The following is an 11,621-nucleotide window of genomic DNA, read 5'->3' on the forward strand; positions in this document are numbered from 1 at the left end:
CGGCCTCTCCCCCGAGTCCATGTGGCGGCGCATGGCCGGAGACGAGATCTCGATCATCGACGACCCCGACGAGATCCGGGCCGCCCTGAGATCCACCTGACCGACGGGAGGTCTGATTCATGACGCTCACCGTGGGCGAGCTGGTCGCGAACATCCACGTGGACGACACCGGACTGCGCCGGGGGCTCACCGCTGCCGAACTCCAGATGCGGGGCTTCTCCCGCGACGTGGACGGCCGACTCCGGGACGTGCGCGGGCGGTTCGCCCGCCTCGGCGCTGAGGTCGCCGAGACCGTACAGCGGATGGACGGCCCGCTGCGGGACGCCCGGGGACGCTTCGCCAGTGCGGGAAGCGCAGCGGCGGAGTCCGTGCGCCAGATGGAAGGGCCGCTGCGGGATGCCTCCGGTCGTTTCGCCCGGCTCGGCACCGAGGCTGCGGAGTCCGTGCGCCGCCTGGACGAACCGCTGCAGAACGCAACCGAGCAGGTCACGCAGCTTGGCGACGCGACAGCCGCCAGCGTTCAGCGCACCGCGGGCCCGATGCGGGACGCCCGCGGCCGGTTCATCCGTCTGGGAGACAGCGCGGGGAGCAGCCTGCGGACCGTCGACCGCGAGGGCCGACGGGCGTCTCTGTCCATGGACCGGGTCGTCTCGGCCGCGCGCACGATGGGCGGGGTGGCGGGCTCGGCTGGCCTCATGGCTGCTCGGGTCGGCGCGATCATCCCGGTCGCGGCTGGAGCCGCGGCGGCCCTGGCGAACATCGCTCCGGCAGCCGCGGTTGCCGCCACTGCAGTGTTTGCGCTGGCGCAGGCCGGTGGCGCGCTCAAGATCGGTATGTCCGGTGTGGGCGCGGCGATTGGCGCGAGCTTCAAGAGCGTCGGCGGTGCAGCGGGCGGTGCAGCGGACAACACCAAGGCAGTCGCAGCGGCCCAGACGGCGCTGAAAGACGCGGTTAAGAACGCTGCGGAGGCGACCGAGCGGGCGGTCGAGCAGGTCACCGAGGCCGAGGAAGACCTCGTTGACGCGCAGAAGGAAGCCCGTGCCGCTCAGCTCGCCCTCAACGACGCTCGGGCCGAAGGTGCCCGCGAGCTGGAAGACCTGAACAGCGAGCTTGCAGGCGCGGAGCTGGACCTCCGTGGCGCGGTCAACGATGTGACCGACGCTGAGAAGGAGCTGGCCGAGGCCCGGAAGAAGGGCAACCCGCGCGACATCGAGCGGGCGCAGCTTGCGTATGACCGGGCGGTGCTCGGGCTCCGTAGGCAGCAGACGGAGACCGCGCGTCTCCGCGAGGAGACGGCGGCGGCGAACCGGGCCGGCGTCGAGGGCTCGGATGCGGTTCGACGGGCGCAAGAGCGCATCGCGGACACGCAGAAGACTGTGAAGGACCGTGAGGAAGACCTCGCGGACGCGCGCAAGGAGGCCGCCCGTACGGCGGCCGACGGCATCGAGCAGGTGCGCCGCGCTCAGGAGGCCCTCAACGACGCGATGAAACCGGCCGGCGGCGGGGGCGGCGGGGGCGGTGTGGATCCGTTCGCGGAGGCCATGGCCAAGCTCGCACCGGCCGCGCAGGCTTTCGTCCGCGCGGTGATCGCGCTCAAGCCCGCGTGGAACGCGCTGCGCCTCGATGTTCAGGAGCACCTGTTCAAGGGCCTCGCGGGCGAGCTGACCCGTACGGCTGGCAGCGTGCTGCCGGTCCTGCGGAAGGGCCTCGTGGGCTCGGCTGACGCTCTCAACGCCATGGGTAAGGGCGTGCTGGGCGCGGCCCGTGGGCTGGCGGAAAACGGCGTGCTGGGGCGGGCTATGGGCTCGGCCACGAAGGGGCTGCACAACCTGTCCCGGATGCCGGGGCAGATGGTAACGGCGCTCGGCACGCTCGCCGCGGCGGCCGGGCCGAGCTTCGAGCGGCTGACCAAGGCCGGCGGCAAAGCGTTCGACCGGCTGATGGCCAAGCTGGCGAAGTCGTTCGAGTCGGGCGCCCTCCAGAAGGCCATCGAGCACGCGATCGACCTGATCGGCGATCTTGCCGAAATCGTCGGCAACGTCTTCGGCATCCTCGGCAACGTCTTCAAGGCGGCTGAGGTGTCTGGCGGCGGCATGCTCGGGGTGCTGAAAGAGATCACGGGGGCCCTCGAAGCAGCCTTTGCTTCGCCTGAGGTGCAGAACGGTCTTAAGAGTCTGTTCGGTGTCATGGCGCAGGTGGCACGTTCGGTTGCCCCGGTCCTCGTGAGCCTGGTCCGTAGCCTCGGTCAGGTCTTTTCGGCGCTGGGCCCGCCTGTCGAGCAGCTGGTGAAGCACCTCGGCACGGGCCTGCTCAAGATCGCGGATGCGCTCGGGCCCGTCATGGTCGAACTCGCGAAGGCCTTCGGCGAGCTGGTCGTCATGGCGCTCCCGCTGGTCGACCTCGCGGCCGACCTGATCGCGGGCGCGCTGCCGATCCTGGCGCCGATCTTCAAGCTGCTCGGGGAGCAGATCAAGGCCGCGGCTCCGCTCGTGGCCGCGCTGGCGAAGGCCGCCAGCGACATGCTGATGCCGATCCTGTCGGCGCTGGCCACGCAGGTACTCCCGAAGCTCCTGCCGCCGATGATCGAGCTGATCCGAAAGGTGTTTCCCCTCCTCACCGAAGCCATCGTTGGCCTGACTCCGAGTCTCACCGACCTGGGGGTGGCCTTCGCTGATCTGCTTGTCGAGCTGGCTCCGGTGATCGTGGAAATGCTGGAACTCTCGATTGCAATGCTCGATCAGCTGATGCCGATCATCGTTCCTCTGATCGGCCTCATGACGAAGCTGACGAGCGGGGCTTTCAAGGCCCTGGCCGATATGATCCAGCGGTACGTGATTCCCGCAGTGCGGGCCATCGTGGCGCTTCTGCGAGGCGACTTTTCCGGGGCCCTGTCCTACGGGAAGACCATCGCGCGGAACTTCGCGGATGACCTCGTCAAGAGCCTGCTCTCGATGCGAGACCGGGCGTCGGGCGCTCTGTCCCAGCTCAGCCAGACCGCGTCCCGTCTGGGCCGCGAGACCGGACAGAACCTCGTGAAGAACGTGCGGTCCGCGCTGCGTGAGCTGGACCAGGTGTTCGGTGGTCTGCCGAGCCGGATCGTCCGGGCCCTCGGCAACCTCGGAGGCACCCTCTACCAGGCAGGACGCGACATCATCGGGGGCCTGATCAGCGGTGTCCGGTCGATGCTCGGCGAGCTGCGCTCCACTCTCGGCGGCGTGACGGCCAGCATCCCTGACTGGAAGGGCCCGCCGGAGACCGACGCCACGCTCCTGACCCCTGCGGGCCGCAGCGTGATCGAGGGATTCCAGGCCGGTATCCGGTCGCAGGTGCCTGCCCTTCGGCAGCAGCTCCAGGGCCTCACCGCATCTCTGCCCGGCATGGGCCCGCAGGTCATGGCCGGCGGCTCGTACGCGGGCGCACAGGCCTCTCAGCAGCCGATCGTCATCGAACTGCACGGCGACGGGCTCAAGGACACCATCACCCGAATCGTGCAGGCCAACGGCCGAGGTGATGTCCAACTCGCCTTCGGTCAGCCGTAGGAAGGAGGACCCGATGCCGGTCCCTGACGCCCGCGTGGAACTCCAGATCGGCGGTACCTGGACGGACGTCACCGATCACGTCGTCGAGTCCACGGGCATCCAGCTCTCACACGGCCGGTCCGACGAGGGCCGCCCCGTGGACCCGGGGACAGGCAGCCTGACGCTCCTGTCCCCGGGCGGGCTGTACTCCAATCGCAACCCGAACTCGCCGTACTACGAGAAGCTGCCTCGCAACACGCCGCTCCGCGTCTCGTGCACGGCGGGGGAACGCTTCCTTCGGATCGCCGATGATGTCGGCGACCGGGCTTCCACCCCCCACCACTCCTCTCTCAACATCCTCGGCGACATCGACGTACGAATCGATGCCCGCCTCGACAGCTGGTCCACTTCCCCATCGAGCTTCCTCATGGGGAAGTGGGCCAACGGCGCCGCCTCCTGGTTCCTCGCCACGTTCAACAACAGGATTCAGCTCAGCTGGTCGACGAACGGCGCCAACTTCTTCCAGCGCGTCTCCACCGTCGTCCCGGTCGGGCCCTCGCGCCGCATCGCGGTCCGGGCCACGCTCGACGTCGACAACGGGGCCGGCGGCCACACCGCCACGTTCTACACCGCGCCCACCATCGCCGGACCCTGGACACCCCTCGGCCCGCCTGTCGTGACCGCAGGCACGACCAGCCTCAACGGGAACACGTTGCCGCTGGAGGTCGGCGACATCGCCAACCTGTCCTTCCTCGCCCCTGTCGGCGAGATCTTCGCGGCCGAGGTGCGGAGCGGCATCGGCGGCACGGTCGTAGCGGCTCCGCGGTTCGACCAGCAGGCCGCAGGCGCGACTTCGTTCGTCGACAGCACGGGCCGTACGTGGACGATGCAGGACACCGCGACGATCAGCGATCGTCGCATCCGGGTCGTTCATGCGGTCCCGACGTGGCCGGCCACATGGCACCGCTCGGGCCACGATGTCCGCGCTGCCATCGAAACCGCGGGCGTCCTGCGCCGCCTCGGCCAGGGCCGCAAGTCGCTCGACTCCACTCTCCGGCGCCGGGTCCCCTCGTACGCCCCTCTGGCGTACTGGCCGTGCGAGGACGGCCCGAACGCCACACAGGCGGCCTCTCCGATCAAGGGCGTCACCCCGCTCCAGGTCACCCGCTGGACGTTCGGCTCCGAGACCTCCCTCGCCTCCTCCTCGGCGCTGCCCGCGGTCGAGGCCGGCGGCACGATGACCGGAACCGTCCCGCTGCCTGCGGGGCATCCACTGGACTGGCCGGAGTGGTCTGTCCATGTGTTCTACAAGGTGGACAGCGCCCCGGGCGCCGACGCCGAGATCCTCGGGTGGCGTACTGACGGCAGCCTCAAGCGCTGGCGGGTGCTTCTCCGGTCCGGTGTGGCCACGCTCCAGGCCTTCGACCTCGACGGCACGGCGCGCATCAACCAGCCGGTCGGCATCGGCGCCGACGCGTTCGAGGGGTGGCAGCGGCTCACGGTTCAGGCCAGTCGGGACCAGGTCAACCCCAACTTGCTGAACTGGGCGATCTGGTGGACCAACATCGGCGGCACGACCGGTGGCCTGTCCGGGTCACTGTCCGACGGCGCTGGCGCGGTAACGCAGATCAGCACCGTGTTCGGCGCTTTCACCGGACTGTCCGTCGGGCACGTGACCGTTCTCAACGTCGGTTCCGGCTCGGGTTCCTCGGGCCCGAACGGCCCGTTCCTCGGCGCAGAGACGGCGTGGGCGGGCGAGACGGCGATCACTCGCCTGGAGCGCCTCGCTGCCGAGGAGGCCCAGACGGTGACCCTGTCCTCGTGGCAGGGCGACCCGGCTCGGACGTCGGAGCTGATGGGACCGCAGCGTCCGGGCGCGCTCCTCGATCTCCTCCAGGAGTGTGCAGACTCCGACGGCGGAATCCTGGCGGAGGAGACACAGCGGGTGGCGCTGGCGTACCGCGACCGTACGAGCCTCCAGAATCAGGCGCCCGTCGTCATTCCGTACGGAGCACTCACAACTCCGTTCGAGCCGGCCGACAGTGACCTCCGGCTCCGCAACGACATCACGGTCGAACGGATCGACGGATCATCGGCCCGGATGACGCAGGAAACCGGCCCGCTGTCTGTCGCCGCCATCGGCGTCTACGACGAGGCCGTACCGCTCTCCCTGTACCAGGACGCCCAGACCATGCAACAGGCCTCATGGCGGCTGCATATGGGCACGTGGGACGAGGCCCGCTATCCGCAGGTCCGGATCATGCTTCACGCGCATCCGGAGCTGATTCCGGTCGTCTCCACGCTCAAAATCGGCGACCGGGTGCAGATCACCGACACGCCGCCCTGGCAGCCACCCGGGCCGGTGGATCTCATCGTCCAGCGCATCAGCGAGGACATCAAGACGTTCACGTGGGACGTCATCCTGACGTGCTCGCCGGGCGCTCCGTGGACGGTGGGCGTGCTCGACGACCCGCTCCTCGGCCGTCTCGACACTGACGGCTGCACGCTCGGGTCCGATGTCTCCGCGACGGCCACAAGCCTGACCTTCGTGTCCTCGCCCGGTCCCCGCTGGATTGACTCCGCTGCCTTCCCGGCGGAGTTCCCGTTCCTCGTGGTCATCGGCGGGGAGCAGGTGCGCGTGACCGCCATCACCGGCACGACCCTCACGCAGACCGCAAACGTCGTCCGCTCCGTCAACGGCATATCCAAAGCCCACTCGGCCGGCGCCGCTGTCCGCCTTGCTCAGCCCCTCGTTATCGCCCCGTAGGAGGCGCCATGGCGGTTTATACGCCATTCCTGGCGGGTCAGATCCTTACCGCCGGAAAGCTCAACTCTGCTCTGATTGAAGAACTTATGGAATGGACACCGTGGACTTCGGTTGGTTCATTCTCGTCCGGATTCTCGGCAGCACCCCTCACCCCCATGATTCGCAAGGTCAGAATTCTGGGTGCGGAGCGCTGGGAGTACAAGGGCCGTATTGCGGTGGCGTCCACCACCATCGGGCCGAACGCGAACGTCACGGCTTTCACTTTCAACTCAGGGTACCGACCTGCTTTCGAGCATGGATTCCAGCTCGCCGGTGGCAGCACCGGCTTCTATGGAATCCGCGTCACCGTCAGCCCTGCCGGGCTTTTCCAGGTGGGCCTCCCCGCTGCGGGCCCGAACACGACGTCCGGAATTCTCTTGGACGGCTTGCACGTGGACGCTCCGGTCTAAGCGATCCGCCTCATTCACACGCTGCCTCGCGCCGAAATGGCCGGGGCTTTTCTCATGTCAGGAGTCGCCATGGCGATCATCCGTCGCGCCCAGTGGGGCGCGCCCGTATCGAGCCCGGCATCGTATATCGGGTCCACTCGCGGAGTGAAGGTGCACTACCTCGGCACCGCGTACACCAGCCGGCCGCACGAGCAGTGCGCCGCGTACGTCCGCCAGATCCGCGCCTCCCACCTCGCAAACCGCAAGGAGGGGTACGTCGACGTGGCGTACAACTTCCTCGTCTGCGAGCACCGCGGGGTCTTCGAGGGCCGCGGAGTCCACAAGCGGACCGGCGCCAACGGCACCGCCGCCCTCAACACGCAGGACTACGCCGTCTGTGCGCTGCTCGGCTCGTCCGGGCTGACCAAGCCCTCCGACGACATGCTGCACGGCATCCGCGACGCGATCGAGGAGCTGCGCGAGCACGGCGGCGCGGGGAAGTGGGTCGGCGGCCACAAGGACGGCCACCCCACTTCCTGCCCGGGGGACGCTCTGTACGACTGGGTGCAGCGCGGAGCCCCGCGGCCGGCGGTGACGCCTCCGCCGCCGGCCTCGGGCTCCGGCTCTGGCGGGAAGCCGGTCGTGGACCTGTCGCGGCTCATTGCCGCGGCGAAGGCCGACCCACCGAAGCGCGGTACTCCGGTGTCGTACTACGGCGTGAAGACGGTCGAGTCGGCACTCGTGGCCGAGGGCCTGCTCGCGCGCGAGGTCGCAGATGGGCACTACGGCACGGCGACCGTGCTGGCGTACGCGGCGTGGCAGCGCCGGTGCGGCTACAAGGGCGGCGACGCCGACGGCAAGCCGGGCCCGGCGTCGCTGGAGAAGCTCGCGAAGAAGCGCGGGTTCACCGTCGCCCCCTGAAAACCTCGAGGTTTCGTTGAACCTTGAACCATTGCTCGAGCATCACTACCCCGGAGGTACCCGCATGTCCCCCGCCACGAAGCGCACCGTTCGCACCGTGCTCCAGACCACCGTTGCCCTGGCACTCGCGCTCCCCGCGATCGTCGCCGCGTCCGGTATCCCCGCGGCCCTGCCGTGGGTCGCCGGCGCCCTCGCGGTCGCGGGCGGCCTCGCCCGCGTCATGGCCCTGCCCGCGGTCGAGGCCCTCCTCGACCGCGTCGGCCTCGGCCTGATCGACGGCCCCGACGGAGGCGGCCGGTGACGATTCCGACCCCGTCCGACCCGGCAGCGGTCGCCGTCGAGCTGGAGCGGCTGCGAGGCACGATGGAGACGGGCTTTGCCAAGGTCGACGGCTCGCTCGCCCTGCTCGTCCAGCGCGGCGACCAAACTGATCGACAGCTCGCCGACCACGAGGCCCGCCTCGACACCCTCGAACGGGGCCGGTGGCCGCTGCCGTCGATCGCCGCTGTCGTCGGGTTGAGCGGCCTCGGCCTGTCTCTGTGGCAACTCGCCGCCCGCTGAACACCAACGCCCCCTCCTACGCCTGCTCTGGCGTCGGAGGGGGCGGTTTCGTTGTTTCGGAGCAGCTACCGCCGTGCGAGTTCGGGAAGCAGCTCGCGAGCCTGCTTCATCAGCACCTCGTCAACCAGGGTGAAGCGTCCGACGTACAGCTCCGAGTGGCCGTACATGTTGCCCCCATTGCCCTTCGGCTCGGCCTTCGAGTCCGGTTCGAGGGACCACTCGGCCGAGGCGACGTCCATCGAGCCCGGCTTGAGGACGGTGCGGGCGCTCCAGGCCGTGCACAGAACCCATTCCGCGTGCGTCTCTCGGCTGGCGTTGGTGCTGCTGTGCCGTGCGCCGACGTCCAGGAGGCTCATGTCGGGTACCTCGGGAATCGGGATGTACCCGACGGCCGCGGTGATCCCGAAATGACCGGTGGTCGCGTACGCGGCGACGCCGTAGACGTCCGGCCACATGTGAAGCAGGGGAAACAGTGTCACCCTGCCTGTACCGCTGATCTCGCGTGCCATGGCGCCTCTCCTCGCGTGCGGAACCCCGCTCCGATCCTGCCAGAGCGGGGCCCGCGACGTGCCGGGGTGAGCTAGTTGTCGCCGCAGCCCTGGGTCGGGTTGCTGCCGCCGCCGTCGCCCGTCTCAATGTCCTTGTTGCCCTGGTCCTCGTCGCCCTGGACAGTGGCCCAACGGTTCATGTTGATCATGTGCGTGCTCCTTCACTCGATGGTGGAAGTGGTGCACTTGCTGAGCCCCGCCCCCTGGCACTCGACCAAGAGACCCATGGGAGCGGGACAGTCCCCTCGCCCGGACTCGAACCGGGGTCTCCGAGCAGGTGTGTAGACGAAACGGCCTGCTCGGGCTCTTCCTGACTGAGCTACGAGGGGGTGCCGCCTTGCCGAGCACGGGGGTAGACGTCGGCAAGGCGGCGATTCACGGGATGCTGAGCCACAGAGCGGCTCCATACGCGCCGACAGCTACGGCGATGAGGAAGAGGGCGACCCGGGCGTCGGCGCAGTGGTGATGACGCGGACGGCGCCGCGCGGGGTGAGGGCGGCCCGCTCGTCGGGACTGGCGGGCCAACAGGTTTCGCGGGGCGCGGTCCACTCGTACCCTCCCGGGCGTACAAGGGTGAGCAGAGCCCCGTCGACGGCACGCACCTGCCCTACGAGGGCCCGCGTGGCATCCGTGACGATGTCGCCCTCGCGATACATCACGGCTGGCGCCGGGCGGCTCGGAGAATCGCCGTCAGCCGTTCGGCGCCGGCCACGGTCACGCGGCCGAGGCCGAAGACGTGGAGGTCCCCGTTCTGGCCGCGCTGCACATCGCGGTAGAGGCCGTTCGTCGGAAGTCCGGCGCCTTCCATGGCGGCCTGGAGCCTACGGAACACCTCGGCGGCCTCGGCCTCGGTGGTGGGGCGGGTGGGCGGTGCGGTCGTCGGGGTGGTCATGGTCGGCTGCTCACTTCCTGACGGGCTGCTGCCTGGAGTGATTAGTTAACGACGCTGTGTGCATACGAACTTGCACAGGTCTTGCACAAGGCCATGCACTGCCCGCCCGCGCCTGTGAGCATGGAGACACTGATCTGACCTCGACGGGGTAGGACTGGCACATGGGCACAGCAAGCGACGCAGCACCGGGGACGAATCTCGCCCTCATCCGGAAGGAGCGCGGCCTGTCTCAGGTGCAGCTGGCGCGCATGGCCAACATCTCCGTGTCACTGCTGTCCAAGGTCGAGGTAGGCGACCGGGCTCTCACGCCTACGGTCGCCGCAACGATCGGCAAAGCACTCGGGCTTTCCATGGCCGAGGTGCTTGGCCGCGCGCGAGTCGAGGAGGTCGACGAGGCTCGACTCACGGCCCTGCGGTCGGCAATCCGGGACTACGACCTACCCGGTCGCGCGCAAGCCGAGGAAGGGGCCGTTCTGGACGCCGTGGGCGCTGTACGCACGGCCCGCGACGCAGCCCGAGTGCATCAGGTTCTTGCCCGGCTGCCGGAACTCCTGCGCAACTCCACCACCTACGCACACGCGCAGGACACGGCCGAAGCATGGATGCTCCTGGCCGAGGTGTACAGCTCCGTCTACTGGCTCGCGGCACGGCATCGATGGATGGACATGGCCGAGCTGGCGGTGACCCGGCAGCGGTGGGCCGTCGAACAACGGGCGAGTCCACTCGGAGAGGCGATCGCCGCCCGGGATCGGGCCGGCGCTTACCTCAACGGCGGGGATGCCGACGGCGGTCTCGTGATCGTCGACCGAGCCATTGCGCGAGCAGAGGCAGCCCTGTCCGGGCAAGAACGCGCGTTTGCGGTGGGAGTGCTGAACCTGCGCGGGATGACGCTGGCCGGCCGCCTGGAGGACAAGACGGAGGGGGCCCGCGAGGCCGAGCGACACATCGCATCTGCCGAGCGCGCAGCCGACGAGTGGTTCAGTGGCGGGGACGCGAATCGGCACTCGATGATCTTCGGGCCACAGAATACGACCACACACGTCCTCGCGACCCGGCTCGACCTCGGCCGCCCGCAAGAAGCCCTGGCCGTCGCGGAGAACCTCGACACCGTTCTCGACGGCCTGCCAGCTACTCGCGTCGCACCGTCGCGTCTGAACGTCGCCCGCGCACACCTCGATGTCGGAGACCGCGAGGCGGCTCTCACCAACCTTTCCGCGGCATGGGAGGTCGCACCGCAGATGGCGCGGATCCATCCCACGGCCCGGGAGGTGCTCCGGGTCCTGTCCTCGTTGCACCGACGGAGCAACCCGGAGCTGCTGCGCCTGTCGAACCTTGCGGGCATGCCGCTGTAGGAAACGGGGTCAGCCTGTGGCCGTCGGGGCTACCTCACCAGCTCCGCGACGGGGACGCTGAGGGCGTCTGCGATGAGGAGCAGCTCCGTGTAGCGGGGGTCACGCTCCCCGCTTTCGTACCGTTGGATGCTGCGCCGCTCCATGCCGATCAGGTCCGCCAGCTGGTCTTGAGAAAGGCCGGCCGCCGTGCGTAGCTCGCGCATCCGGTCGCCGAGGGCGGCGCGACGGAGCAAGACGGATTCAGGCAGGGGAGTTCGGCGAGCTGGCACGTTGCCCACGCTGAGCTGCGGGCGATCTTGAGTCAGTACCCAAACGGTCGCATCACGGATAGAGTCCGGCCGTATCGGAGTCGCAGATTCCACAAACTCTGCGCGTCTGCGGTCTCGCCGGACCGCGGGCAAGCCGGGTACCTCCGCGCCCCTCGTAGCTCAGTCAGGAAGAGCCCACCCGCGGCAACCGTTTCGTCCAAGCACCTGCCGCGGCGGAGACCCCGGTTCGAGTCCGGGCGAGGGGCTACACGCTCACCGATACACCGATGGCCCCGGCTCTCTTGGGGGAGAGAGCCGGGGCCGTCGTTTGCGCTGGTCAGAAGACCAACCCGTTACCGCCCCCTTTGGATCCACTGTTGGGGGAC

Annotated in this window: 10 protein-coding genes and 2 tRNA genes; 8 read left to right on the forward strand and 4 right to left on the reverse strand. The window is 69.0% G+C overall.

Going from position 1 to position 11,621, the window contains the following annotated elements:
- Nucleotides 1-119: 119 nt before the first annotated feature.
- The 6 genes from ACIP84_RS38270 to ACIP84_RS38295 all read left to right on the forward strand — a co-directional run bounded on the left by ACIP84_RS38270 (nt 120) and on the right by ACIP84_RS38295 (nt 8,195).
- Nucleotides 120-3,539, forward strand: coding sequence for a hypothetical protein (locus ACIP84_RS38270; RefSeq protein ID WP_401804967.1), 3,420 nt, complete (start codon nt 120-122; stop codon nt 3,537-3,539).
- A 13-nt stretch (nt 3,540-3,552) separates the two neighbouring features.
- On the forward strand, nt 3,553-6,285 hold the full coding sequence (locus ACIP84_RS38275; RefSeq protein ID WP_401804970.1) for a hypothetical protein: 2,733 nt from the start codon (nt 3,553-3,555) through the stop codon (nt 6,283-6,285).
- Between the two features lie 8 nt (nt 6,286-6,293).
- The gene (locus ACIP84_RS38280) at nt 6,294-6,734 is read left to right on the forward strand and encodes a hypothetical protein (RefSeq protein WP_355968788.1); all 441 of its coding nucleotides are present in this window, start codon (nt 6,294-6,296) and stop codon (nt 6,732-6,734) included.
- Between the two features lie 144 nt (nt 6,735-6,878).
- Nucleotides 6,879-7,634, forward strand: coding sequence for an N-acetylmuramoyl-L-alanine amidase (locus ACIP84_RS38285; protein ID WP_401804973.1), 756 nt, complete (start codon nt 6,879-6,881; stop codon nt 7,632-7,634).
- Nucleotides 7,635-7,698: 64 nt separating this feature from the next.
- A complete protein-coding gene (locus ACIP84_RS38290) occupies nt 7,699-7,935 on the forward strand; it encodes a hypothetical protein (protein ID WP_401804976.1) in 237 nt (78 codons plus the stop codon).
- Complete coding sequence (locus ACIP84_RS38295) at nt 7,932-8,195, forward strand: hypothetical protein (protein ID WP_355968781.1); 264 nt, start codon at nt 7,932-7,934, stop codon at nt 8,193-8,195. Before ACIP84_RS38290 ends, ACIP84_RS38295 begins: the two co-directional genes overlap by 4 nt.
- A 65-nt stretch (nt 8,196-8,260) precedes the next feature.
- Here the strand turns inward: ACIP84_RS38295 and ACIP84_RS38300 are convergent, their stop codons facing one another.
- The 3 genes from ACIP84_RS38300 to ACIP84_RS38310 all read right to left on the reverse strand — a co-directional run bounded on the left by ACIP84_RS38300 (nt 8,261) and on the right by ACIP84_RS38310 (nt 9,635).
- Nucleotides 8,261-8,704, reverse strand: a complete 444-nt coding sequence (locus ACIP84_RS38300) for a hypothetical protein (RefSeq protein ID WP_401804978.1) — start codon at nt 8,702-8,704, stop codon at nt 8,261-8,263.
- A gap of 279 nt (nt 8,705-8,983) precedes the next feature.
- Nucleotides 8,984-9,072: transfer RNA gene (locus ACIP84_RS38305), tRNA-OTHER, on the reverse strand.
- A gap of 326 nt (nt 9,073-9,398) precedes the next feature.
- On the reverse strand, nt 9,399-9,635 hold the full coding sequence (locus tag ACIP84_RS38310; protein WP_401804981.1) for a hypothetical protein: 237 nt from the start codon (nt 9,633-9,635) through the stop codon (nt 9,399-9,401).
- Nucleotides 9,636-9,796: 161 nt separating this feature from the next.
- Here ACIP84_RS38310 and ACIP84_RS38315 point away from each other — a divergent pair, with 161 nt between their 5' ends.
- Nucleotides 9,797-10,987 carry a helix-turn-helix domain-containing protein gene (locus ACIP84_RS38315; protein ID WP_401804983.1) on the forward strand — a complete coding sequence of 397 codons (1,191 nt, stop codon included), beginning with the start codon at nt 9,797-9,799 and terminating at the stop codon, nt 10,985-10,987.
- Between the two features lie 29 nt (nt 10,988-11,016).
- Here the strand turns inward: ACIP84_RS38315 and ACIP84_RS38320 are convergent, their stop codons facing one another.
- Nucleotides 11,017-11,220 (reverse strand): helix-turn-helix domain-containing protein, encoded by a 204-nt coding sequence (locus tag ACIP84_RS38320; protein WP_401804986.1) that lies wholly within the window; start codon nt 11,218-11,220, stop codon nt 11,017-11,019.
- Between the two features lie 183 nt (nt 11,221-11,403).
- On the opposite strand from ACIP84_RS38320, the gene ACIP84_RS38325 reads away from it, so the two are divergent.
- Nucleotides 11,404-11,502 (forward strand) — tRNA-Gly (locus ACIP84_RS38325).
- Nucleotides 11,503-11,621 lie beyond the last annotated feature (119 nt).

Source organism: Streptomyces sp. NPDC088707 (genome assembly GCF_044752725.1).
Classification (GTDB): domain Bacteria; phylum Actinomycetota; class Actinomycetes; order Streptomycetales; family Streptomycetaceae; genus Streptomyces.

Bases quoted from the DNA above. Each gene is read 5' to 3' on its own strand.
- ACIP84_RS38270 (WP_401804967.1), top strand. From the start codon at position 120: ATGACGCTCACCGTGGGCGAGCTGGTCGCGAACATCCACGTGGACGAC.
- ACIP84_RS38275 (WP_401804970.1), top strand. From the start codon at position 3,553: ATGCCGGTCCCTGACGCCCGCGTGGAACTCCAGATCGGCGGTACCTGG.
- ACIP84_RS38280 (WP_355968788.1), top strand. From the start codon at position 6,294: ATGGCGGTTTATACGCCATTCCTGGCGGGTCAGATCCTTACCGCCGGA.
- ACIP84_RS38290 (WP_401804976.1), top strand. From the start codon at position 7,699: ATGTCCCCCGCCACGAAGCGCACCGTTCGCACCGTGCTCCAGACCACC.
- ACIP84_RS38300 (WP_401804978.1), bottom strand. From the start codon at position 8,704: ATGGCACGCGAGATCAGCGGTACAGGCAGGGTGACACTGTTTCCCCTG.
- ACIP84_RS38310 (WP_401804981.1), bottom strand. From the start codon at position 9,635: ATGACCACCCCGACGACCGCACCGCCCACCCGCCCCACCACCGAGGCC.
- ACIP84_RS38315 (WP_401804983.1), top strand. From the start codon at position 9,797: ATGGGCACAGCAAGCGACGCAGCACCGGGGACGAATCTCGCCCTCATC.